Here is a 22,952-nt window from a genome sequence, read left to right on the forward strand (position 1 = left end):
CACACGCAACCCATGCTCACAAACCTCTGGTATGTCGTTCTCCCATCGTCCCAGTTGAATGATGGATTGATGCCGGTTCAATTGCTCGGTCAACCTTTCGTGGCGTTCCGCGATTACGCGGGTGTCGCTCACGTGCTGTCGGATATTTGCGTGCATCGCGGCGGCTCACTGTCCGTCGGCAGCAAGGTTGGCAACAGCGTGCAGTGTCCCTATCACGGCTGGCGGTTTGGCGCTGATGGCGTCTGCACGCAGATACCGGCGCAGCCCGACCTGCGGATTCCCGCCAAGGCCCGCGTCGATGCGTACCCAACGCTTGAGCGTTACGGTTGGATCTGGGCATTTTTAGGTGATCTGCCGGAGTCTGAGCGTCCGCCGTTGCCGACGCTCGACTGGATCGACGATCCCGCCATCCGCGTGGTCTCGGGCTACTTTGACTGGCAGGCCAGTTGGGACCGGATTATTGAAAACGGTCTGGACTTCGCGCACGCGCCGTTTGTCCATGGCTCAACCTTCGGCGATCCGGATCATCCCGAGATTGAATCGTTCGAGGTTGAAAGCGATGCGTGGAGTGGTAGCGCCCAAATGCTTATGCGCAGGCCGGCACGCAAAGGACTGCTACGGCGTAAATCCTCCACTGAGTTTGTCAGTGTGGTGACTGTTCCGGGTTTCCATTTATCCGGCCCATGCACAACGCTTGAGCTTGAGTTGCCCAACGGCTGGCGGATCTACATCGTCTCGGCGCATGTCCCGATTGACGCCAATCGCACGCGCACCTGGTGGATGATGGGCAGAACGTTTCTGCGCTCCCGATTGCTCGATCGCAGGTTCATTGCGAGCAATATCCGTATCTTCGAACAAGATCATGCCGTGCTGAAAAACGTCAGGCCCGAACGTGTGCCGGACTCTTTTCAGCAGGAGGTTTCGCTGAAATCCGACGCGCTGCAGATTGCCTTTCGCCGAGACGTACAGGCACTGGAACAGCGCGGCTGGCGCATCGATGAAGAGCGTCTTGCGCGAACCTTCACCGGGCGCAGGGCTTGTGCAGTACCCAGCCCCGAACGTCGTCAAATTCGCGCTTGGGCGATCGAGCCGATTCCGCTCGTGGATATCACCCACGAACCTGACTAGTGCTGCGAGCCAGCCTGCGCTTGGCGCAGACTGGCGCAACCCCTAGCGCGTCTCACATTGCGGCGAAGGCTCGCCGCTCAATGCATCCACCATTGGCGGATGCTTCTGCACCGCTTGACGCAAATCTTCGGTCACCCGCAGCTCCGCACCTGTCGGCGAGAACGTGGCTGCCGCTGCAAACGGCGCAGGATTGGCCGGAACCGGGCGCTTGCCACGGCGCCACAGGAAGAAGGTGACCATGCACAGATTGACCTGCGCAAATACCCAGAACAGACCATTGGCGCCGAACGAATTCATCACTGGCGAGATCATCATCGGACTGATCGCCGAGCCCAGTGAGTTGATCAGCAGCAGGCCCTGAATCATCGGCACCAACGCTTCGGCAGGCGCACGGTCAGCAGCATGGCTGACGGCAACCGGGTACAGCGCGAATACGCCGCCACCGAGCAGAAACAACATCACCGCGAGCATTGTCGAGGACAGCGGCACCAGCACGATCACCAGCGATAGCACGGTGCACGCCACTGTCAGGATCGTCAGCACCTGCAAGCGATCCTTGCGATCGGACCAGCGTCCGACCGGGTATTGCAGGAGCATCGCGCCAAGAATCGTCCAAGCCATCATGCTGCCGACTTCACCGACATTCAGACCGCTGCGTTGCAGATACAACGGCAGCAAGGTGTAAATCGCCGCGATGGTCACACCCGAACCGAAACAGCCGACCAGCCCGGTCGGCGTCACGCCCAACAGTTGCCGGGGCTTGAGCGGTTCAACCTGATCGAGCAATGGCGACACGCGCGGCAGGATCACGATCGGCAGCACTGATAATGAAGCGAGCATGCCGGCGACCATGAACGGTGCGCTGTCGCTCAACCCGGTGATTTTGCCCAGCGTTGCCTGGCCCAGCACACCGGCGCCATACAAGACGATCATGTACAACGCGAGCAAGCGCCCGCGAATCTTCGCGTCGCCCGCCAGCAGCAGCCAGCTCTCGATCACCAGAAACACGCCGACCGTGGCCCAGCCGTTGATCAGGCGCAGGGCGAACCAGCCCCAAGTGTCATAGAACAAACCCTGCAGCAGGATGGTCACGGCGATCAGCGAGGCAAAGCTGCCGTAGGCGCGGATATGGCCGATGCGCAGAATCAAACGGTCATTGAACACCGCACCCAGGGTCAGACCGATGAAGTAGGCCGATGAAACGATGCCGATCATCGTGGTCGACGCACCGGCAGCGTCCAGTCGAAGGGTGGTCAGCGAAGACAGAAAACCGTTGCCCAGCGCAACAATGAACAGCCCGAGCAGGGGCGCCAGCGCCATGGCCAGCAAACGCGGAGACATAAAAACCTCTAGAGAACGAACAGCGCAACGTGCGCCTCTGCGCATGCGATTGCCAAGCCGGGATGTGTGGTGCAGGTGCCCGCCGAACGGGCAGGGCGGTTGGGTATGTTTCGGTCACCAGATCCGGCGACTGCAAGAACGCGCGGATTCTAAGGCTTGTGCGGAATTTTCCAATGGCTGTTTGCTGCGACAGTTGGACGCAGGTCAATTAAGGCTGAGTCATAACGACAGCTCATCCTTTGCACGGCAAAAATGTTCCTTTATTGATCCTCTTGCGCTGGTTAGCCTGTGCGGTCGGTTTGCCATTTTGTGCCAGGAGTCATGATGCTGATCAAAGGTGAGCGGGCCGCCACGGCGTGTGGTTTGGTGGCGATAGTTTTGTGGAGTACCGCCGCCGGATTGATCAGGGGCGTCAGCGAGCACTTCGGTCCGCTAGGGGGCGCTGCGCTGATCTATTCGCTGGGCGCCTTGCTGTTGCTGGTGTTCCTCGGCCGCCCGCGGATTCGTTCAACATCCAGGCACTATCTGCTGCTCGGCAGCGCATTGTTCGTCGCTTATGAGGTGTGCCTGTCGTTGGCATTGGGTTTCGCCAGTGATCGGCATCAAGCCATCGAACTGGGCGTGGTCAATTACCTATGGCCATGCCTGACCGTGGTGCTGGCGATTGTCATGAACGGGCAGAAGACCCGGTGGTTCATCATTCCAGGCTCCGCGCTGGCGATTTTCGGCATCTTGTGGGTCGTCAGTGGCGAGGGGTTATCGTTGCCGGGGATTGTGCGCAATGTTCAGTCCAACCCGTTGAGCTACAGCCTGGCCCTGACCTGTGCGATTACCTTTGCCCTGTATTGCAATGTCACCCGTCGCTATGCCGGCGGGCAGAATCTGGTGGTGCTGTTTTTCGTATTGACGTCCGTCGTGCTGTGGGTGAAGTGGTACGTGAGCCAGGAACAGATACCGCCATTCACGTGGGAAAACTCCCTGGAGCTGCTGGCAGCCGGAATCGCCATGGCTGGCGGTTACGCGCTGTGGAATATCGGCATTCTGCGGGGAAACCTGACGTTGCTGGCGACCGCGTCCTACTCTGCGCCCGTGCTGTCGTCGGCGTTCGCCGCGGTGTGGCTGGGCGTGAGTTTGCAGATTCAGTTCTGGCAGGGCGCCGTGCTGGTGACGGTGGGCTCGCTACTGTGTTGGCAGGCGACCCGGCAGCACAAGGTTTCCCAAGCAACTCCGATCAAGGTCAGCGTGGGCGAAAACCCTCACTGAAACAGGCCTTAGCGGCCTGCCTTAACGGATGCTAAATTAGCGTCGCAACGCAAGTCTCCCGCAATCACGCGGGTTTATGGAGAGCAACAGCATGGAAGCCACCCCGGTACACCGTTCAGCCCCGATCCGTTACTGGGCAGTACTGGGCTTGTCACTGCTGTTCAACCCCTCAACCCCGGCCATGGCCTTTACCCCCGAGCTGCATTCGGCCTACGCGCTAAAAGCAGCACAGGCGTTTCAGCGCTGCCCGGGAGTAAAGCTCCCTGTGCAGTTGGCCGAGGCGTTGGCTAAAGGCACAGATGCAGAAGACTCAAGCCCGCTGACGATCCTTCAGCGCATCACCCACTGGCATTTCTACAACCGCAACGAAAAGCTTGAGCCATTCTGGTTCGTCGAGCGCAATCTGGACGCGATTTTCAGCAAACGCATAGAGAAGCTGAACGATCTGCTGGATAAACCTGATGCCGACCCGGTTGAAGTGTACGAGCAAGCAGGAAGGGTTTTGCATTACATACAGGACATGAGCGTCCCCGGCCATGTGGTGCCGGCTTACCACGCAAAGTTACCGGGCAATCATTCCGATCCATTTGATGAGTTCGAGAGCATTGAAGCGCTGCCAGTGTTCGACTTGTCTGACGTGCAGTGTCAGGCACTTCGTGATGAGGCGGATAAAGCCGATGCCAACCCTCGACGTTTTCTGGACGCCGCTGCCACAGCAACCTTGCAAGCGATAGAGCAGATAGACGTGGCCGGTAAACCTGTCGTCGACGGCGCATGGGAATCGTATTGGGTTTACCCCGCACGAGACGCCGATGAAGCCCGCAAAGGCTGGGGCCAATACGGTACCTGCGAATTTGCAAAGGGCAATGTCAATGCTGGGTGCAAGCGTGAGGAACAGCTTGTGGCGTTGTTCGAACAACAGTCTCGCCAGGCTCAGAGCAATTCGGTGTTGATGATCTTTTATGTGCAAAAGAAGCTGGCCGAAGCAGGCCAGAAAAACGCCAGTGCAATGGCTGATCAATAGTGGGGACTGAAATTTAGAATGCGCCGCTTAATAGCCCATGGATGTGTTGTTGTCAGTGTTGCGATGCTGTGTTCCGGCTGTACCTCCTATGCGACCGTGCCGACAATCAACGAACACGTCGGAACTGGAACACAGGAAATCATCTCCAGCTTCAGTTACGAAATAGACTCTCCCTGGAAAAACAGTCGCCTTGGCAAAGACGCCTACGCGCAGACAAAAAGCATGTTTCCACATGCACAGGATCACAGCTCCAGCCCTGTAGCCTCGAGCCTCCCTGCACTGGAAATCAAAGTCTCGGAATTTTCATTGGGTGGCGCTTGCACACAAGAGTATTTGACGGGGTTGAGTTTTGGTTTGATTCCGAGTTGGTGTACAAGGCCAGACCTGTACAAGTTTGATTTCACCCTGAATAAAGATAACGGCTTTTGCAGGCAAAGAACTTACTCAGTCAGCGCCACAACGGTTTCCCATCTCGTGATGATTCCGTTTGCGCTGTTTGAGCCCGAGAAACGACCACTGGCCATTTATCAGGCTTCGCTAAAAGATTTCCTTCAAGCCGATCAATGTTCCAAAGGCTTGTGACCGGCGCATCAGGCCTTCAAAAATCTCGCGGCGTAACTGACAAACAACAACAGGAAAACCAAGCCACCCAATGCGACCACCAGCGTACTGAGATGCGCAACCATGCCGATGAACGCTGGGCCCATGAGAATGCCGGCGTAGCCCATCGAGATGATCGCCGGAATCGCGGTGCGCTGGGGCATGCGCTGTTGTCGACCCGCCGCCGTAAACAGCACCGGGACTATGTTCGAGCATCCGATACCGACCAAGGCATAGCCCAGCAATGCCGCCTGCCAACTATCGAATACTAGCGAAACCAGCATGCCCGCCGCGGCGCAGATCCCGCCCAGCGCCACCACGCGAACACCACCCAGTCGGCTGACGATGGCGTCTCCGGTCAGGCGCCCAATGGTCATCGCCGCCGCGAAGCTCGCATAACCCAAACCGGCGTAGCTGGGTTCCATTGCGCGTTGCGAGGCGAGAAAAACCGCGCTCCAGTCGAGCATGGCGCCTTCCGTCAGGAAAACAATGAAACACAGGCTGCCCAACAGCAGCACGATCCCCCGTGGTATCGCCAACAACGGGCCGTCTCTTTCCGTGCCATAGGTCAGTAAGCCTGGCGCAGCCTTGTACAGTGCGGCGAGGATGATCGCCACCAGACAAAGTATCGACAGTAGCGGATCCAGACCCAGGCTGAGCATCGCCGTCATGGCCCCGGCACCGGCGATACCGCCGACACTGTAGAGCCCGTGGAACCCAGATTGCAGGGTTTCGCCGCTGTTCTTTTCAACAATGATCGACTGGATATTGATCGCGCAATCGAGCATGCCCATGCTGGCGCCGAACCCCAGCACCGCAAGCGTCAGCCCCGGCAGCCATGTCAGATGGCTCAGCATCGGCAGCACCGAACACAACGCGAGAGTTGAGCAGATGATCACTGGCCGGCAGCCAAAACGTGCAGTCAGGTAACCGGCAAACGGCATGGCGACGATCGAGCCGATACCAAACCCCAGCAACAACAGGCCCAGTCCACCGTCGTCCAGTCCGGTACGCGCTTTGACTAACGGCACCAGTGGCGCCCAGGCCGACATCACAATGCCGGTGATCAAAAATACAATGCGCGTCGACACGCGTTCGCCGTGGTTTGTATAAGTCGCCACGGATGATGTCGAGGTGTTCATTGAGGTGGACATCCTTATCGGTGTCTCCCGGCTTTTTTTGGCGACGAACCGGAATAACAGCTTTTCGAGACGAAAGAGTCCCTGCCAGCATCCGTCGGGATGCTGGCAGGAAGCAGGGTTAACATGAGTGAACAGAGCGCAGATCAGCCAACAGACTTCAACGGAATCGGGCCTTTGAGCCGATCCATCATGGTCGCGCAGTACCAGTCATCGAACTGACAAACGCCAGTCTCAGCCGTTTCCGAATAAGGACCCGGCTCGTACGAAGGCGAAGTCACGCCACGCTGGGTACCCTCGACCAGCGTGCGGTCCTGATCGTTGGTGGCAATCCAGACTTTGGTCAGGCGCTCGATATCGTAATCAACACCTTCCACTGCGCTGTCCGGTACCAACCATTTAGTGGTGACCAAGGTTTCGGTGGCGCTGATCGGCAGCACCCGGAAGCTCAATGCATGGTCACCGAGGAAGTGATTCCAGGTGGACGGGTAGTGGAAGTACAGCAGCGCGCCGATGTCCGCTTCAGCTGTCTTGTCCAGGCGACCGGCAACGGCCGGTTTGCCGTCCATGGTGTAGCTGACGGCGCCGGATGACAGCGGAATACGGGTCATGCGGAACTGGCCGTTGATATCCATCACCAAACGGCTTGGCAACCCGGCGCTCTCGCACTTGGACCAGTAGGCCGAGAGTTCGGGATCATCTTCACCACTGATGCCGCCCACCGACAGGTTATCGACGAACGAATGCAACAGTTCCGGGTGTGAGCCGTCGCAGTGATAGCACTCGCGATTGTTTTCGAAGACCAGTTTCCAGTTGCCTTTCTCGATGATGTTCGACTCGAACGCCACTTTGCAGTTTTCAAGATAGTGCGGCGCGATGAAAGGGCTGACGGCTTTGCGAAAACCCTCGAAGTCCGGGGCCTTGGCGGCCACGCAGACGTAAATGTAGGTATCGACGATCTCGCAGTGAACGCTTTTCAGGCTGTATTGGGATTTGTCGAAATCCTGGCCCATGTTGCCGGCGAACAACAGGTTGCCATCCAGCTCATACGTCCACTTGTGATACGGGCAAACCATCTTCGCCACTTTGCCGTGATCGGCCTCGCAGATTTTTGCGCCACGGTGACGGCAGGCGTTATGGAACGCCCGGACCTCGCCGTCTTTGCCGCGCACCACTGCAACGGGATAGTCCCCGATCTGCAGGGTGAAATACTGCCCTGGCTTGGTGATTTCAAAGGTGTGGCCGGCGAAGATCCAGTCCTTGTGCCAGATCTGCTCAAGGTCCTGACGGTAAACGCTTTCATTGCTGTAGAGAGCGCCAGGCAGCGAGTGCCAGGCTTTACGCTGTGCGATCAGGTCAAAAACGCTTTCTTTATTGTTCATTTTTATCCTCCCATAGGCGACATGGTTCTCAGCCTATATGGCCCAGGACTGACGTCACAAACGACATTTGCTGTGGGCAATTCATGCGTTGGCGTTATCGATGCAGGCCTGACTGGAGTGGTGGGACTGCGTGAAAAATCAGTTCCAAAGCAGTAATGGCGCAACTGGATTGAGCGATGTGTTTGATCGCTGTTTTCACCTCGGCACTGCGCTCTACACCGAGACCGCTGGCGAACAGATCAAATTTCTGGCTCAGCTCTTCAGCACTCAAAGCCGTTTCGGGATCGCCCCGCGCGGCGGTGACCGGACTCACCAGCACGCCGCCGTTCTTCAGGGTAATGGTCAATCGGGAGAGGATTTCGGCGGGGAATCTGGCCGAGATATCGGCGGCTTCGACGATTTCGATACGGCGGCTCAACGCCAGAATATCTTCAGCAAAAATAGCCGCCCCGGTGACTTCCTCCGGGCCGACCTTGCCCCGGACAATCAGTGCTGCCAGCGGGAAGGCCAAGGCGTACTGCGCCTGGTCAGCATCACTCGGCGTATGACCCTGTAAGCACATCGACTCGTAGAACGTTTCCACGCGAACGGTTTCAATCGAGTCGGCATCGAGCTGAGGGTTTTCCCGCTGCAGTTCGAGCATGGCGGTCAGTGCCGGTTGCGCCCAACGGCAGACCGGCCAGGGTTTGAAGTACTGACTGTCGATCTCCCAGCGTGCACCGATGTCGTTCCAGTATTCGGCGACGGTGATGTCTTCAACCGATTCTGCCGGTGCACCGGTGATGCCTTCCCGAGCCATGAGCAGGGCGTTCAAACCTGCAAATGCGCCTGCACCGTGGGCATCGCGCAGCATCGTCGGCGCTTGCACCACACGCATCATCGGGCAGCGTGCGCTGAAGTACTCAGCGATGCCCAAGGCGTGGCGGAAGGTCGGCTCATCAAAGCCCAGCAAGCGCGCGCCGGCGCAGACAACGCCCAGCGCGGAAAAACCACCCGATGCGTGATAAGTCGGCGAAGTCGCCATCAAGGCCGAACCTGCCCGCAGCGCCGTTTCATAACCGATGCACAGGGCGGTGAGCAGTTCATGGCCGCTGATCGATTGGCCTTGATGATGCAGCGCATCGGCGAGGGCGAGCAGGGCGGGAACAACGGTGGCACCGGCGTGACCCTTGGATTTGAAGTGGCCCTCATGGGCGTCGAGGCTGTCAGCGCTGAACCCGCCGGCCCAGGCGGCGCCGAGTACGTTGACGCGCTGTCCGCCAAAGATCAGGCGACTGCTATAGGCGCCCGTCGGGTAATGCTGTTCGGCAAAACGTCGCATGGCGCTGCTGGTGTCATTGCTGGCCGCACCGGCCATGACGCCGACGATATCCAGCAGACTGTCCTGCACAATTGCGCGGGTCTTGAGCGGGGCATCGAGGAAATCAAAGTCGCGACAGAATTCGAAGAGTGACATTCAACAATCCCTTCCTGTGAGTTGAGCCGAACCGATCATGGCCGGCGCGGCTCAACAATGAGCCAGGGGGAGGGTGCCGCTCTAGCAACATTTTCGTCGGGCTATTGATAACCAAATCAGCCGACGCCTGTGCGGACTGAATTAACGGCGGGGAAACTTCGCCAGAATCCATTCGCGGAAACGCCGCAGTTCATCTTCGTTTTCGGAGCTTTCGCGACAGCTCAGGTAGTGCCAACTGTTGCGCAATTGCACCTGTTGCTCGATCGGTCGCACCAGCAAGCCTTGCTGCACCAATCCCGTCACCAAGTGATTCCAGCCCAACGCAATGCCCTGATGGGTCAGGACCATGCTGATGAGCAGGTTGTAGTCGTTGGCATTGAAGATTTGCGGGCTGTTCGGCGGACGATCATCGATATCGATGGCCTGAAATGCCAGCCACACGCCCCAGTCGACATGCTCGGCGACTTGCGAGCGGCCATAGGGACTCAGATTGAGCAGGGCCGAATCGCGCACGCCTTCGATCGTCGAAATTTCCGGGTGTTTCTCCAGATACTGCGGGGTGCACACCGGGTAAATCACGTCGTGGCACAACGGGTAGCTTCTATAACCGTCACGGATGCGCGAAATCTTGGTGATGAAGATGTCCGGCTGTACACCGGGCTCCATGGTCAGAAAGTTCTGCGTGGTGATCAGGTTGAGTTCGATGTCCGGGCACTGGGCGAAGAACTCCTGCAGATGATTCGACAGCCACAGCGCGGAAAAGGCCGGCGAGCAACAGACGGTGAGGACCTTCTTGGTCGACTGGCTGCTGCGGATGCGTTCGGCAGCCTGGGCGATGTTGACGAACGAAAGTTGCGCGGCATCGAAGAACACCGCGCCGGCGGCCGTCAGTTCCACCGCCCGGCCGACCCGGGTAAACAGTTGCGCGCCCAGATAGCTTTCCAGCTCACGGATCTGCCGGCTGATCGCGGCCTGCGAAACGCACAGCGCCTCGGCCGCACGGGTAAAGCTTTCGTATTTGGCCGCGGCGACAAATGCCTTCACAGCCCTCAAGGACGGCATTTTCAGCAGGATGGTGTCAGGGTCGACATGCTTGCTCATTCGTACACTCTCCTAACCATACAGCTCCCCAACGAAGCGCGAGGAGGGTAACGGAACCGTGCGGGGAGGGCTACGCGAGCGTCGCTGTGGGGATAGACCCGGTCGCTCATGGTGCTGACGCGGCACTCGGCAATGGCTGTCGTCGCAACCGATAACCCGACGTTATCGAATTGCCCCTGTAAATGTAGTTGGATTAAGCGGGGTGATGCTAATAGATTTGAAACATCCCTTTTTCCTGGGACCTCAAAAATAATAAAAGGAAGCCCGTCGTGAAGACATCTATTCATTACCGCTGCCGCTTACAATTATTTTTGCTCGTTTGCCTGTCGCTTAATGCGAAAGACGCACGATGCGAAGGAGGCAAGGTATGACAAGTTCCGACGAGATCATCTGCGTAAAGAATGTTTTCAAAGTCTTCGGTACGCAGCCAGCACTTGCCATGAAAATGGTTAAAGAAGGTGCAACAAAAGCTGAAGTATTCAAAAAGACCGGTCAGGCGATTGGTGTTTTTGATGCCAACTTCTCGGTTCGCCGTGGTGAGATTTTCGTGATCATGGGTTTGTCCGGCTCGGGCAAATCGACCATGGTCCGATTGTTCAACCGGCTGATCGAACCGACGTCCGGGCAGATCTTTCTCAATGGCAAGGAAATCACCGGCCTGGGCGACAAGGACTTGTTGCAAGTTCGCCGCAAAGACATGGGCATGGTCTTCCAGTCCTTTGCTTTGATGCCGCACATGAGTGTCATCGACAACGTCAGCTTTGGCCTGGAAATCAGCGGCGTCAGCGAGAAAGAGCGCTATTGCCGCGCGATGGGCGCACTGGAGCAGGTCGGGCTTTCAGGGCAGGAACTGAGCTTTCCTCACCAACTCTCCGGCGGCATGCAACAACGTGTCGGCCTGGCCCGCGCGCTGGCCAATGATCCCGCCATTCTGCTGATGGACGAAGCGTTCTCGGCACTTGATCCGATGATTCGCAGCGAGATGCAGGGCGAGCTGATCAAGCTCCAGGCCGAGCAGGATCGCACGATCATTTTCATCTCCCACGATATAGAAGAAGCGGTTCGCATCGGTCACCGCATTGCGATCATGGAAGGCGGGCGCGTGGTGCAAATCGGCACGCCGCGTGAACTTCTGTGCAACCCGGTGAATAAATATGTGCGTGATTTCTTTAATGGCTTCGACACCAGTCGCATTTTGAAAGCGGGCGATATCGCGCAACAGGATTGCAATGTCGCTTATATACCGGGCGGGCAAACAACGATTAAAGCGGAAGCGTCTCTTCGCGACATCTTCCATCTGGTTGCGGCCTCGGCAACTCCCATGCCGGTAGTGGATGAAGTCGGGCTTTATAAAGGTTCGATTTCGCAGGGCCATCTTCTGAGCTGCCTGTGTAACAGCTGAACTGCGAATAATCAGAATTGATATGCCGTTTCTGAGTACGAGGTAGCATCATGTCAGACTTCAACTTTTTAGATCCCTTTCAAAGTCTCAATATTCCTTTGGGATCCTGGGTGGAAACCGCCCTTAAATATCTGGTGCATAACTTCAGGGAAGTGTTTCGCTCGATCCGCTGGCCGGTCGATCAAGTGCTGGACGGTGTGCAGTGGGGACTGCTGTCGGTTCCGCCGACGGTCTTCATCATCATTGCCGGGCTGATCAGTTGGCAGATTGGTGGCAAACGCATTGCCATTTTCAGCGTCGCCACCCTCACCGGGCTTGGACTGATCGGTGTGTGGAACGATGCCATGGTCACACTGGCCCTGGTGCTGACATCGCTGTTGTTCTGCGCCGTGATCGGCATACCGCTGGGCATCCTGTGTGCACGCAGTGATCGCACGGAAATGATCATCCGTCCGGTGCTGGATGCCATGCAGACACTGCCGGCGTTCGTCTATCTGGTGCCGGTCGTAATGCTCTTCGGCATCGGCAACGTACCCGGTGTGATTGTCACCATCATCTTTTCCGTCGCGCCGCTGGTGCGGCTGACCAACCTTGGTATTCGCCAAGTCCCTGCGGACAAGGTCGAAGCCGCCCGAGCGTTCGGCTGCACGGCTACGCAAATGCTGATGAAGGTGCAGTTGCCGTTGGCGGCGCCAACGATGATGGCCGGCCTCAACCAGACACTGATGCTGTCGCTGTCGATGGTGGTCGTCGCCTCGATGATCTCGGTGGGCGGTCTGGGTTTGATGGTGTTGAGCGGCATCGGCCGCCTCGACATGGGCCTGGCCAGCGTCGGCGGCGCGGGGCTGGTGCTGCTCGCGGTATTCCTTGACCGACTGACCCAGGCAATGGGTGAGCGCAGCAGCGATCTGGCCTCCGGTCAGCGCTGGTATGAAAGCGGCCCTGTGGGGCTGGTCATGAAACTGAAGAAAAAGAAGAACGTTGCACGTCCAGTGACGAATTGAGTTGGCCTGCTCACCCCATTAAAAATTCCAAGCGTGGTGAAACATGAAACTGACAAATCTCAAGAAAAGCGTGGTTGCGAGCCTCGTGGCTTCAGTGTTTGGCACCATGTTGTGCTCGGCGGTCTACGCGGCCGACGCCAACAAACCCGGTGCCGGTGTTTCGATTACGCCGATCTTCCCGACCATCGCCGAAGAGCGCTTCCGTGGTGAAGTGGTGATCGCCGGCCTCAAGGAACTGGGCTACGACGTCAAACAGCCAAAAGAAGTCGACTACCCGGCGATGTTTCTCGCACTGTCTTACGGCGATGCGGACTTCACCGTGCATGAATGGGAACACCTGCACCAAGCGTTTTATGAGAAGGCCGGCGGCGATGACGTGATGGTCAAGGTCGGGCAAATCATGAAGGGCGTGCTGCAGGGCTACATGATCGACAAGAAGACGGCCGAGGCTTATCAGATCAAGGATCTGTCGGACTTGAAGAAACCCGAAATCGCCAAACTCTTTGACAGCAACGGTGACGGCAAGGCTGACCTGACCGGCTGCAACCCGGGCTGGGGCTGCGAGATCATGGTCGAACACCACATGAAAGCCTATGGCTTGGGCCCAACCGTGGTCGACAACCGCGGTTCGTACTTCGCGTTGATGGCAGACACCATTGCGCGTTTCCAGCAAGGCAAACCCGTGCTGTTCTTCACCTGGGTTCCGCAGTGGATCGCCAGTGTTCTGGTAGAAGGGCGTGACGTGGTCTGGTTGCCGGTGCCTTTCACCTCGCTGCCGGATGGCAAGGAAAGCAAGGACACCTTCCATGATGGCAAGAACCTCGGTTTCCCGGTGGACACGATCAATGCCGTCATGAGCAAAGAGTTCGCCGAGAAGAACCCGGTGGCGCGCAAATTCCTCTCTGAAGTCAGCATCCCGACGGCCGCTGAAAGTGCGCAAAACCTGCGCATGCAAAACGGTGAGAAGTCGCTGGCCGACATCAAGCGTCATGCCGCGGAATGGATCAAGGCCAACCAGCAAGCCTATGACGGTTGGTTGAGTGACGCCCGGGCGGCAGCGAAGTAATCGGTTCGACCACGGTTTGGCGGCGGGCGGTGCCAGTCGCCACACCCCAAAGTTGTCGTTTCAGTGAAGGTGAGCGGGTGACGCAAGATGGAAACGTTCCAGAGTCCGTTGAAACAACAGAACATCGGCTTTCGCCCATCCACCGTGATGTCGGGCCATGAACGTGTGGTGCGGGTGGCGTTTATCCTGCTCGATCATTTTTCGTTGACGACCCTTTCAACGGCGATGGATGCCCTGGCCACTGGAAACCTGATCAACGCTGAGACGATTTACACGGTATCGACCTACTCACTTCAGGGCGGGCTGGTTGAAAGTGATATCGGCGTGTCGCTGGCCTCGCAAAGGCTGGTGGCGGAAGGCTTCAGTCATGATGCAGTGATTGTCGTAGGAGGCCAGCGTGTGAGGCTTGTCACGCAGCCCGTGCTGCGCCGAGTACTGAAGAAGTCCGCGAGCAAAGGGATCGTTGCCGGTTGCTGGAATGCCGCGTTTTATCTGGCCGATGCCGGTTTGCTGAAAGCTTGCGAGTTCGCCTGTCACAGCGACAGCGGCGGCCTGATCCATGAGTATTTCCCGCAGTTGAAAGTATCGACTCGCGAGTTTATTTGCACACAGCGCCGGGCCACTTGCGCCAACGCTCATTCGGCGCTGGATATGACCCTGGCGATCATGCAGGAACTGGGCGCGCGCAACGATGCAGCACTGGTCGATGAAATAAAACGGGTTCACCAGTCTGGACACCTTCAACCGAAGAATGCCGACAGCCTTCGCTGCTTATCGATTCCAAAGCCGTTGAACATCGCGCTCGACTTGATGGAGAAAAACATTGAGGAGCCGCTGGAAATCGATGTAATCGCCAGCCAGGTCGGCGTGTCACGCCGGCAACTGGAAAGAAGGTTTGCCCGCTATCTGAATGCGGCACCGAATCGTTACTACCTGGAACTGCGTTTGACTCGGGCCCGACAATTGATTGTGCAAAGTGATCGTTCATTGACCGATGTGGCACTGGCCACCGGGTTTGTCAGTTATCCGCACTTCTATAAACGCTTCAAGGACCTGTTCGGTTTACCGCCCATGACCTTCAGGGATTATTACTACGCCAACGACTATGTCAGTAGCGGCCGTTATGCCGTGGCGGCGAATTTTTAAACCAAACAGTCAATCGTCACTGTTTGCGCAAGTGCCAGTTTTGCAAGTTTCCGGATCAACGCCACTGCGTGCGTTTGCTTTGTGCCGCGTGCGTTTTGCAACTTCAACGATTAACGGTTCAACACTATGAAAGTCAGTTCATTACCCGCCGATGATGATAGTTGTGGCTGGTTTCATTTGAGCAAACCACGCAGTCCCGAGCCGGCGCACCGTGGGCACCGTTCCGCCCGCTGGGTGATCATCGGTGCCGGTTTCACGGGACTGGCGTGCGCGCGGCAACTGGCGTTGAATTTTCCCGACGATGAAGTGGTGCTCATCGAAGCACAGGAAGTCGGACTGGGCCCGTCGGGGCGTAATGCCGGTTTTGCCATTGATCTTCCCCATGACATTGGCGCTGAGGATTACATCGGTGACATCGCGCTTGCCCGGACCAGTTTGAAACTCAATCTGGCCGGCCAATCGATACTTCGCGAGCTGGTCGATCAACACCGCATCGACTGCCAGATGAAAGCCTGCGGCAAATATCAGGCAGCGGTAGAGAACCGCGGTATCGCCGTCCTCGATGCCTATCGCCGTGGCCTGGAAAAACTCGATCAGCCTTTTCAGATGATTGATGCCGATGAGTTGCCGGAACATCTGGGCACGCGGTTTTACCGCAAGGCGTTGTTCACGCCGGGCGCAGTGTTATTGCAACCGTCCGGACTGGTGAAAGGCCTTGCCGAGCATCTGCCATCGAACGTCACGCTGTATGAGCGCACCCCGATTCTGGAAGTGGAATACGGCGCCAAGACGATCCTCAAACACGCTCACGGCAGCATCACCGCCGACAAGCTGATTCTGGCGAACAACTCGTTCGGCATGCGCTTCGGTTTCCTGCAAGGGCGCATGTTGCCGATCTACACCTACGCCAGCATCACGCGACCGCTGACCGAAGAGGAACAGGCGCGCCTCGGTGGCAAACCGTTCTGGGGTGCCATTCCAGCCGATCCGTTCGGCACCACGGTGCGCCGCACCCCGGATAACCGCCTGCTGATCCGCAACAGTTTCACCTTCAACCCGGATGGCCGTAGCAACAGCAAATACAACGAGCGTTTCGTGCGTCGGCATAAGGCTTCATTCGATCAGCGGTTCCCGATGTTGCCGGGCGTGACGTTCGACTACACGTGGGGCGGCGCCTTGGCCATGTCGCGCAACCACAATGGCTTCTTCGGTGAACTGGCGCCCAATGTTTATGGCGCGCTGGGATGCAACGGCCTGGGTGTCACGCGCGGAACCGTCACCGGCAAGTTGCTCGCTGACTGGCTGGCGGGGCAGCGTGACCCACTGATTGACTTCCTGTTGCAGGCGCCAGGCCCCAACAGCAACCCGCCAGAACCGTTCCTTTCGCTTGGGGTGAACATGAACCTCAAGTGGGGGCAGTACCGCGCCGGGAGAGAAAGCTGAGTCTGCGTTAGCCCGTCGCGGCAGCGGTCACGCTCGTTGGCCTGCTGCTGCCCTGGAGGCTTGCGCCGCAAATAACCACGGTGTGCCCGGTATGCCGTCGGCCACTGATTGAACATTGAACCACTGGAGAAAACGCTATGAACTTTGACGGAATTTTTACCCCTGCGATTACCCCGTTGTCCGCTGATGGCCAGATCGACTATTCGGCGTTCTCCGACGTGCTCGAATACCTGATCGAGTCCAAGGTTCACGGCATCGTTATTGGCGGCTCCACCGGCGAGTATTACGCGCACACCGCCGAGGAGCGCGTGGCCGTCGCCGAGCGCGCCAAAGACGTGATCCGCGGACGTTTGCCTCTGGTCATCGGCACTGGCGGCATTCGTACTGAAGACTCGGTGTACTTCGCCGAAAAAGCCAAGTCACTGGAAGCGGATGCCATCCTGGTCGGTTCGCCACCGTATGCCTTGCCGACGCAAAAGGAAATTGCCGCCCATGTGCTCGCCGTGGACAAGGCCGCCGGGCTGCCGATCATGCTTTACAACTATCCGTCGCGGATGGGCGTGGCGATGGGCGATGAGTTTTTCGAAGCGATTGCTGGCTGCAAGAACATCGCCGCCATCAAGGAAAGCTCGGGGGAGATGAGCCGCCTGCACCGTCTGGCACATGCCCATCCGTCGATCCAGCTGTCCTGTGGCTGGGATGATCAGGCGCTGGAGTTTTTCGCCTGGGGTGCGCGCAGCTGGGTTTGCGCCGGCTCGAACTTCATCCCGCGCGAACACATTGCGCTCTACGAAGCCTGTGTACTGGAGAAGAACTTCGATAAGGGCCGGCGGATCATGTCAGCGATGTTGCCGTTGATGGATTTCCTCGAGAGCGGCAAGTTCGTGCAGTCGATCAAACATGGCAGCGAACTTAGCGGCCTGCGTGCCGGCGGTGTGCGGGCGCCACTGCAAGCGCTGGAGCCTTCCGAGAAGCAAGCGCTGGAAGGCGTGATCAAAACCCTTCAGCAAAACGTCGCGCGTATCGTCGAGGAGGCATGAAATGGCAGACCTGCTGAGTAAAGAGCAATACCTCGAACTGGCTGCGAAGCTCGAATTTCGCAATCAAGCGTTTATCAACGGCCAGTTTTGCGCCTCGCGTTCAGGCAAGACATTCACCACGACCAACCCTGCTACCGAACAGGTATTGACCGAGATTGCCGCGTGTAATGCCGATGATGTCGACGAGGCCGTAGCGGCGGCCAAGGAAGCCTTTGACGACGCACGCTGGCATTCACTGGCGCCGTCCGCACGCAAATCGGTATTGCAGCGCTTTGCCCAATTGCTGGAGGACAACGCCCATGAGCTGGCAGTGCTGGAAAGCCTGGACAGTGGCAAGCCGATTCGTGAATGCCAGAACATCGACGTGCCGGAAACGATTCATACGTTGCGTTGGCACGCTGAGCTGATCGACAAGATTTACGACGCCACGGCCCCCGTCGGCTCGGGTGCGGTGACCATGGTGGTGCGTGAACCGATTGGAGTTGTCGGCCTGGTGTTGCCCTGGAACTTCCCGCTGCTGATGCTCGCCTGGAAAATCGGCCCGTCGCTCGCCGCAGGCTGTTCGATCGTGGTCAAACCGGCCAAGGAAACCACCTTGAGCACCTTGCGCGTCGCCGAACTGGCGTATCAGGCGGGAATTCCTGCCGGCGTGTTCAACGTCGTGCCCGGGGGAGGGAAGGAAGCAGGCGAGCCGCTGGGCCGTCATCCGGATGTGGCGATGGTCAGTTTCACCGGTTCAACTGATACCGGGCGGCTGTTTCTCAAATACTCCAGCGAATCGAACCTGAAACGCATCGTGCTGGAATGTGGCGGCAAGAACCCGGCCGTGGTGATGAATGATGTCGAAGACATCGACCTCGTCGCCCAGCACGTGGTGAACGGCGCGTTCTGGAATATGGGTGAAAACTGCTCGGCCTCTTCGCGCCTGATCGTCCACGCCGACGTCAAGGATGAACTGCTGCAGCGTGTGCAGGTTCATTTGGGTGACTGGAAAATGGGTGATCCACTGGATCCTGAAAACCGCCTGGGTTCGATGATCAGCAAAGCGCATTTCGACAAGGTGCGCTCCTACCTTGATGTGGCCCGCGACGAAAACCTCAGCGTGTTGGTGGGCGGAAACACCCGCGACGACATTTTCGTCGAGCCCACCATCGTTGACGGTGTGAGTCGCGATAGCCGTCTGTTCCAGGAAGAAATCTTCGGCCCGGTGCTGAGCGTCACCACGTTCCAGACCGTTGACGAAGCCATTGTGCTGGCCAACGACACGGCCTACGGCCTGGCAGCATCGGCTTACACCGGCAACCTGCGCCATGCCCTGAAACTCTCACGCGGGATTCGCGCGGGGATTGTCACGGTGAACTGCTTCGGTGAGGGCGACGCCTCTACGCCATTCGGCGGCTACAAGGAGTCGGGGTTTGGCGGGCGCGACAAGTCGATCTGGGCGCACGATCAATACACTGAAATCAAAACCATCTGGATTGATGCTTCCTGATAGCGCCTTGACGCAACAAATCGCATCGCCCCGACCACTGAATTGAGTGGCGGGGCGATTGCCACATACCGTAACCCCCATCCCTGAGCTGGATTGGTCAGTGACCACGTCAGCAGAACGCTTTCAGTCATCCGCTTTTCGTCAGACATTTTGAACCTAACCCGAAATCGGTCGCTCAACCGGGAAATGTTCGGGGTGGGCGAAATGAACGCGTTCAAGAATCAACTGACATTCGCACAAGAAACCAAATTACTCGCCTTGGCGGCCTGGCGACGTGCACTGGAAAACCTTGAACTGCGAAGGGACTGTCCAGACGCCTATCACGATGAACTGCTGCGCCAGTCGGACGAAATGGATCGCTTGGGCATACTCAGTTGGGACGAGTGGCGCGACCTGCGAAGAGAAGCAGACATCGCTTACCTGCGCGCAGTCGCTGGAGACGATTACCATTGAGGCCATGTACGGTCGTTATCCACATCAGCTGAAAAGATCGAATCAAGCAAACAGGAGATTTCCATGCCCGAGCCGTTGACCTCATCAGGCGCACCAACTCGCTCCTGGTTCGCTCGTTTCTCAGCGTCTGGATGGGGCGGGCGGGTCTTCTGGTCAATTCTGATCGTCGTGACAATCTTCCTGCTGATAAGCGGGTATGGCGCCTTTGTCGGGGCCAACAAACAAAATCTGCACTTCGCTTTTATCGGCGGCATGACTGGCTTCGCTGCGACAGCAATCGGTGCTGTCGTAGCGATCGCGTTGCGAGACATCGCCGCCCGAACCCAAGACATCATGCTCGGCTTCGCCGCCGGGATGATGCTGGCCGCCAGTTCGTTTTCGCTGATTCTGCCGGGCATAGAAGCGGCTCAGGCGCTTTGCGATAACCAACTGCTCGCAGCCTGCGTCGTCGTCGCAGGTTTGGGATTGGGCGTAGCGCTGATGGTCGGTCTTGATCGTTTCGTGCCTCACGAACACGAGAAAAGCGGCCGCCGGGGGCCGGACGCGCAGCGCATCAATCGTGTCTGGTTGTTCGTGCTGGCAATCACACTGCATAACCTGCCGGAAGGCATGGCCATTGGCGTGAGCTTCGCCAACGGCGACATGAAGGTCGGACTGCCGCTGACCACTGCCATCGCCATTCAAGACATTCCCGAAGGTCTGGCAGTCGCCCTGGCATTACGCGTAACCGGTATCTCCGCACTGCGCGCAGCACTGATTGCGGTGGGTTCTGGGTTGATGGAACCGATTGGCGCCATTGTCGGACTGGGTATTTCCAGCAGCTTTGCATTGGGATATCCCATTGCACTCGGTCTGGCCGCCGGGGCGATGATTTTTGTGGTGTCCCATGAGGTCATTCCCGAGACTCATCGCAACGGTCATGAGACCCCGGCGACCTTGGGACTGATGCTCGGCTTCGGAGTGATGATGTTCCTCGATACTGCTTTGGGTTAATCGTGAACCTGACCAATGGCGAGAACCCCTCACGCACTGGCTTTAACCTCAGCCTTGACCACTGATTTACGATAAGTCAGCAAAACGATGCCAGTCACCACAATCACTCCGCCGAGAATCTGTCCGTTGCTGAGCATCTGATCCAGCACAATCCAGCCCATCAGCAGCGTTGCCAATGGCTCGATGTTCATGACCGGCGCATTGCGCGGCATGTCGAGGCGAGGTACCGAAATGAACAGGACGATAAATCCTGTGCCGTACAGCACCACCAGGGTCGCGAGGGCCAGCCATCCGGTCGAGGTGGCGGGCAGGTTCAGTCCGCCTGGGAGGGCGCCCGTCAGCCCTGCGAGGTTGACGCTGCTGAACACGATGAAAATGGTCAGCAGACTGCGCACCGAGCCGCGTACCTGAGACAGTTTGTGGTCGGTGATCCACAGCGCGCAGGCGAACACGCTGGCGGCGCAGAATGCGAGCGCGACGCCGGTCAGCCATTGCGCACTGACGTCCGTCGTGGTCGAGAGACGCCCGGGGACATCCAGCACAAACACCAGACCCAATAGAATCAAACCCATCAATATCGCGGTGCGTGCGCTCGGTCGCGGGCCACCCAGTGCCCAGGTGAGCAATGCCAGCAGGATAGGGAATACGTTCGCCACCAGCAGGGCCAGCGCCACCGGCACCCGTGCGACAGCGGAGTAAAGGCACAGACTCTGCGCAGTGATCAGCAACCCCAGCAACAGCTGCCAGCGCCAGGCACCCGCCGGCAAACGCAGGCTTTGTCTTTGCCACAGCACCAGGATGGCGAGCACCAGCAAGGTCCCGCCGGAACGCATCAAAATCGCCAGCAGCACTCCCGCACCATCATCAAATGCGACTCGCGCCGCCACATGATTGCCGGCAAACGCACAGCCCATGCACAACAGAATGATCACGGCCAGATAACGGGGGTAGGGCGGCGGAACGGTTTGCGTAGCGGTAGGGCGAGGCATGGCTGATCTCAGGATTGTTAGCCGTTCGAACGACTTGGTTTTTATTAGTTGTCGTACAACTAGCCCGTTTTATCGCATTCGGCGACGTCGGGCAATAGTCCTGAAAGCGCACAGCTACGCATATGTTTGACGTTACGGTGGATTTCCCACGCCTTTGATTAGGCGCAGAGATCGTATGACCTAATAAAAAAGGGGCGAGTCCGCCCCTCCCATAGGTCTGCATTTGTTCAGGCATGAAATGGATAATCGATGTAGCCACGCTGATCCCCACCAAAAAAACTGCCTGGGTCCGGCGTGTTCAGCGCCAGGCCATCGTGCAGCCGACGCGGCAAGTCCGGGTTGGCCAGGAACGGGCGGCCGAACGCGATGATGTCAGCACGATCGGCAATCAACGCCTGTTCGGCAGATTGCGCATCGTAGCCGCCCGCCAGAATCAGCACGCCGTTCCACGTTTTGCGCAACTGGGCAATGATCGCGTCCCAGCGCGGGTCGAAGTTCTCATCTTTGACTGTGCCGACCATCGCTGGCTCGACTAGATGCAGGTAGGCCAGATTCCATTGGTTGAGCGCTTCGACGAGGTGGCCGAAGGTGGCCTCGGGGGTGTCATCGCCCATGCCCATGAAGCGGCCCATCGGCGTCAGGCGTACGCCCACCCGTTCGGCGCCGACTTCCTCAGCCACGGCCGCGACCACCTCCAGCAGAAACCGCGCGCGATTCTCCACGCTGCCACCATAGGCATCGTCACGCTGGTTGCTGTTGCTGTTAAGAAACTGGTCGAGCAGGTAACCGTTGCCGGCATGGATTTCCACACCGTCCATGCCGGCCTGCAATGCGTTGCGCGCGGCCACGCGGTAGTCCTCGACGATGCCGGCGATTTCCGCGGTTTCCAGCGCGCGCGGCACCGGTACATCACCCCAGACGCCGTTACCGTTTTCGTCGACGATAAACGTCTTGCCCGGCACCGGCAGCGCGCTGGGCGCAACCGGCAGGCCGGCATCGGGTTGAAAGCTCGGATGGGAAACCCGACCGACGTGCCACAGTTGCATGAAGATCAACCCGCCGGCCTCGTGCACCGCCGCGCTGACGTCACGCCACGCCCTGACTTGCTCAGGGCTGTAGATGCCCGGCGTCCAGGCGTAACCCTGAGCCTGCCGGGAGATTTGCGTGGCCTCGGTGATGATCAGCGCGGCACTGGCCCGCTGGCGGTAGTACTCGGCGTTCATCGGTGTCGGCACATCGCCCGGTTGGCCGGCGCGTGAGCGCGTTAACGGCGCCATTGCCACGCGATGGGCGAGGGTGTAAGGACCGAGTGCGAGGGGTTGGAACAGGCGACGGGTCATGGGTAGCTCCAGATTTCATAAAGGAAAATCAAGCGCGGCAGCGGGGCCGCGAACCAGTGCCGCTAACTTAACCGTGTGTTGTGGGGGTGATAATCGGTGACCGGCGCTACGCTGTTTTGCGCGCAACGCAACGGCGCCCGTGCTCATCAG

The 22,952-nt window shown here is 58.2% G+C and carries 20 protein-coding genes; 13 read left to right on the plus strand and 7 right to left on the minus strand.

What is annotated here, in order from left to right; all coding sequences use genetic code 11:
• Positions 1–12 precede the first annotated feature (12 nt).
• Positions 13–1,128 (plus strand): aromatic ring-hydroxylating dioxygenase subunit alpha, encoded by a 1,116-nt coding sequence (locus PMI23_RS21330; RefSeq protein WP_007913235.1) that lies wholly within the window; start codon positions 13–15, stop codon positions 1,126–1,128.
• A 42-nt stretch (positions 1,129–1,170) separates the two neighbouring features.
• Here the strand turns inward: PMI23_RS21330 and PMI23_RS21335 are convergent, their stop codons facing one another.
• The gene (locus PMI23_RS21335) at positions 1,171–2,514 is read right to left on the minus strand and encodes an MFS transporter (RefSeq protein WP_338010055.1); all 1,344 of its coding nucleotides are present in this window, start codon (positions 2,512–2,514) and stop codon (positions 1,171–1,173) included.
• Positions 2,515–2,793: 279 nt separating this feature from the next.
• On the opposite strand from PMI23_RS21335, the gene yddG reads away from it, so the two are divergent.
• The 3 genes from yddG to PMI23_RS21350 all read left to right on the plus strand — a co-directional run bounded on the left by yddG (position 2,794) and on the right by PMI23_RS21350 (position 5,338).
• Positions 2,794–3,732 (plus strand): aromatic amino acid DMT transporter YddG, encoded by a 939-nt coding sequence (yddG, locus tag PMI23_RS21340; RefSeq protein ID WP_007913223.1) that lies wholly within the window; start codon positions 2,794–2,796, stop codon positions 3,730–3,732.
• A gap of 91 nt (positions 3,733–3,823) precedes the next feature.
• The gene (locus tag PMI23_RS21345) at positions 3,824–4,756 is read left to right on the plus strand and encodes a hypothetical protein (protein WP_007913222.1); all 933 of its coding nucleotides are present in this window, start codon (positions 3,824–3,826) and stop codon (positions 4,754–4,756) included.
• An 18-nt stretch (positions 4,757–4,774) separates the two neighbouring features.
• Positions 4,775–5,338, plus strand: a complete 564-nt coding sequence (locus tag PMI23_RS21350) for a hypothetical protein (RefSeq protein ID WP_007913221.1) — start codon at positions 4,775–4,777, stop codon at positions 5,336–5,338.
• 8 nt (positions 5,339–5,346) lie between these two features.
• Here PMI23_RS21350 and PMI23_RS21355 read toward each other — a convergent pair whose 3' ends face one another.
• The 4 genes from PMI23_RS21355 to PMI23_RS21370 form a co-directional block, all read right to left on the minus strand.
• Positions 5,347–6,498: an MFS transporter gene (locus PMI23_RS21355; RefSeq protein WP_007913220.1), complete on the minus strand. Its 1,152-nt coding sequence runs from the start codon at positions 6,496–6,498 to the stop codon at positions 5,347–5,349.
• A 143-nt stretch (positions 6,499–6,641) separates the two neighbouring features.
• A complete protein-coding gene (locus tag PMI23_RS21360) occupies positions 6,642–7,877 on the minus strand; it encodes an aromatic ring-hydroxylating oxygenase subunit alpha (protein ID WP_007913219.1) in 1,236 nt (411 codons plus the stop codon).
• 94 nt (positions 7,878–7,971) lie between these two features.
• Entirely contained in the window at positions 7,972–9,333 is a 1,362-nt protein-coding gene (locus tag PMI23_RS21365; RefSeq protein WP_007913218.1) for an MmgE/PrpD family protein, read from the minus strand.
• 141 nt (positions 9,334–9,474) lie between these two features.
• Positions 9,475–10,434 carry a LysR family transcriptional regulator gene (locus PMI23_RS21370; RefSeq protein ID WP_007913217.1) on the minus strand — a complete coding sequence of 320 codons (960 nt, stop codon included), beginning with the start codon at positions 10,432–10,434 and terminating at the stop codon, positions 9,475–9,477.
• 367 nt (positions 10,435–10,801) lie between these two features.
• Between PMI23_RS21370 and PMI23_RS21375 the strand changes: the two genes are divergently transcribed.
• The 9 genes from PMI23_RS21375 to PMI23_RS21415 all read left to right on the plus strand — a co-directional run bounded on the left by PMI23_RS21375 (position 10,802) and on the right by PMI23_RS21415 (position 20,473).
• Positions 10,802–11,836, plus strand: coding sequence for a quaternary amine ABC transporter ATP-binding protein (locus PMI23_RS21375; RefSeq protein ID WP_007913216.1), 1,035 nt, complete (start codon positions 10,802–10,804; stop codon positions 11,834–11,836).
• A gap of 50 nt (positions 11,837–11,886) precedes the next feature.
• Complete coding sequence (gene proW / locus PMI23_RS21380) at positions 11,887–12,840, plus strand: glycine betaine/L-proline ABC transporter permease ProW (protein WP_007913213.1); 954 nt, start codon at positions 11,887–11,889, stop codon at positions 12,838–12,840.
• A 43-nt stretch (positions 12,841–12,883) separates the two neighbouring features.
• Positions 12,884–13,906, plus strand: coding sequence for a glycine betaine/L-proline ABC transporter substrate-binding protein ProX (proX, locus tag PMI23_RS21385; RefSeq protein ID WP_007913212.1), 1,023 nt, complete (start codon positions 12,884–12,886; stop codon positions 13,904–13,906).
• An 87-nt stretch (positions 13,907–13,993) separates the two neighbouring features.
• The gene (locus tag PMI23_RS21390; RefSeq protein WP_007913211.1) at positions 13,994–15,052 is read left to right on the plus strand and encodes a GlxA family transcriptional regulator; all 1,059 of its coding nucleotides are present in this window, start codon (positions 13,994–13,996) and stop codon (positions 15,050–15,052) included.
• Between the two features lie 126 nt (positions 15,053–15,178).
• Entirely contained in the window at positions 15,179–16,495 is a 1,317-nt protein-coding gene (locus PMI23_RS21395) for an NAD(P)/FAD-dependent oxidoreductase (RefSeq protein ID WP_007913210.1), read from the plus strand.
• A 137-nt stretch (positions 16,496–16,632) separates the two neighbouring features.
• Positions 16,633–17,535, plus strand: a complete 903-nt coding sequence (locus tag PMI23_RS21400; RefSeq protein ID WP_007913209.1) for a dihydrodipicolinate synthase family protein — start codon at positions 16,633–16,635, stop codon at positions 17,533–17,535.
• Position 17,536: 1 nt separating this feature from the next.
• Positions 17,537–19,027 (plus strand): aldehyde dehydrogenase, encoded by a 1,491-nt coding sequence (locus PMI23_RS21405; protein WP_007913208.1) that lies wholly within the window; start codon positions 17,537–17,539, stop codon positions 19,025–19,027.
• A 204-nt stretch (positions 19,028–19,231) separates the two neighbouring features.
• Complete coding sequence (locus PMI23_RS21410) at positions 19,232–19,480, plus strand: hypothetical protein (RefSeq protein ID WP_177321063.1); 249 nt, start codon at positions 19,232–19,234, stop codon at positions 19,478–19,480.
• A 63-nt stretch (positions 19,481–19,543) separates the two neighbouring features.
• Positions 19,544–20,473 carry a ZIP family metal transporter gene (locus PMI23_RS21415; RefSeq protein ID WP_007913206.1) on the plus strand — a complete coding sequence of 310 codons (930 nt, stop codon included), beginning with the start codon at positions 19,544–19,546 and terminating at the stop codon, positions 20,471–20,473.
• Positions 20,474–20,502: 29 nt separating this feature from the next.
• Here the strand turns inward: PMI23_RS21415 and PMI23_RS21420 are convergent, their stop codons facing one another.
• Positions 20,503–21,462, minus strand: coding sequence for an EamA family transporter (locus PMI23_RS21420; RefSeq protein WP_007913204.1), 960 nt, complete (start codon positions 21,460–21,462; stop codon positions 20,503–20,505).
• A 227-nt stretch (positions 21,463–21,689) separates the two neighbouring features.
• A complete protein-coding gene (locus PMI23_RS21425) occupies positions 21,690–22,802 on the minus strand; it encodes an alkene reductase (protein WP_007913202.1) in 1,113 nt (370 codons plus the stop codon).
• Between the last annotated feature and the right edge of the window lie 150 nt (positions 22,803–22,952).

The organism is Pseudomonas sp. GM24 (genome assembly GCF_000282235.1).
Taxonomy (GTDB): Bacteria; Pseudomonadota; Gammaproteobacteria; order Pseudomonadales; family Pseudomonadaceae; genus Aquipseudomonas.

Excerpts from the sequence above, each read along its gene's own strand:
- PMI23_RS21395 (WP_007913210.1), top strand. The coding sequence starts at position 15,179 with ATGAAAGTCAGTTCATTACCCGCCGATGATGATAGTTGTGGCTGGTTT.
- yddG (WP_007913223.1), top strand. The coding sequence starts at position 2,794 with ATGCTGATCAAAGGTGAGCGGGCCGCCACGGCGTGTGGTTTGGTGGCG.
- PMI23_RS21375 (WP_007913216.1), top strand. The coding sequence starts at position 10,802 with ATGACAAGTTCCGACGAGATCATCTGCGTAAAGAATGTTTTCAAAGTC.
- PMI23_RS21420 (WP_007913204.1), bottom strand. The coding sequence starts at position 21,462 with ATGCCTCGCCCTACCGCTACGCAAACCGTTCCGCCGCCCTACCCCCGT.
- PMI23_RS21345 (WP_007913222.1), top strand. The coding sequence starts at position 3,824 with ATGGAAGCCACCCCGGTACACCGTTCAGCCCCGATCCGTTACTGGGCA.
- PMI23_RS21335 (WP_338010055.1), bottom strand. The coding sequence starts at position 2,514 with ATGCGCAGAGGCGCACGTTGCGCTGTTCGTTCTCTAGAGGTTTTTATG.
- PMI23_RS21350 (WP_007913221.1), top strand. The coding sequence starts at position 4,775 with ATGCGCCGCTTAATAGCCCATGGATGTGTTGTTGTCAGTGTTGCGATG.
- proX (WP_007913212.1), top strand. The coding sequence starts at position 12,884 with ATGAAACTGACAAATCTCAAGAAAAGCGTGGTTGCGAGCCTCGTGGCT.
- PMI23_RS21405 (WP_007913208.1), top strand. The coding sequence starts at position 17,537 with ATGGCAGACCTGCTGAGTAAAGAGCAATACCTCGAACTGGCTGCGAAG.
- PMI23_RS21425 (WP_007913202.1), bottom strand. The coding sequence starts at position 22,802 with ATGACCCGTCGCCTGTTCCAACCCCTCGCACTCGGTCCTTACACCCTC.
- PMI23_RS21360 (WP_007913219.1), bottom strand. The coding sequence starts at position 7,877 with ATGAACAATAAAGAAAGCGTTTTTGACCTGATCGCACAGCGTAAAGCC.
- PMI23_RS21370 (WP_007913217.1), bottom strand. The coding sequence starts at position 10,434 with ATGAGCAAGCATGTCGACCCTGACACCATCCTGCTGAAAATGCCGTCC.
- proW (WP_007913213.1), top strand. The coding sequence starts at position 11,887 with ATGTCAGACTTCAACTTTTTAGATCCCTTTCAAAGTCTCAATATTCCT.
- PMI23_RS21415 (WP_007913206.1), top strand. The coding sequence starts at position 19,544 with ATGCCCGAGCCGTTGACCTCATCAGGCGCACCAACTCGCTCCTGGTTC.
- PMI23_RS21330 (WP_007913235.1), top strand. The coding sequence starts at position 13 with ATGCTCACAAACCTCTGGTATGTCGTTCTCCCATCGTCCCAGTTGAAT.
- PMI23_RS21365 (WP_007913218.1), bottom strand. The coding sequence starts at position 9,333 with ATGTCACTCTTCGAATTCTGTCGCGACTTTGATTTCCTCGATGCCCCG.
- PMI23_RS21355 (WP_007913220.1), bottom strand. The coding sequence starts at position 6,498 with ATGAACACCTCGACATCATCCGTGGCGACTTATACAAACCACGGCGAA.
- PMI23_RS21410 (WP_177321063.1), top strand. The coding sequence starts at position 19,232 with ATGAACGCGTTCAAGAATCAACTGACATTCGCACAAGAAACCAAATTA.
- PMI23_RS21390 (WP_007913211.1), top strand. The coding sequence starts at position 13,994 with ATGGAAACGTTCCAGAGTCCGTTGAAACAACAGAACATCGGCTTTCGC.
- PMI23_RS21400 (WP_007913209.1), top strand. The coding sequence starts at position 16,633 with ATGAACTTTGACGGAATTTTTACCCCTGCGATTACCCCGTTGTCCGCT.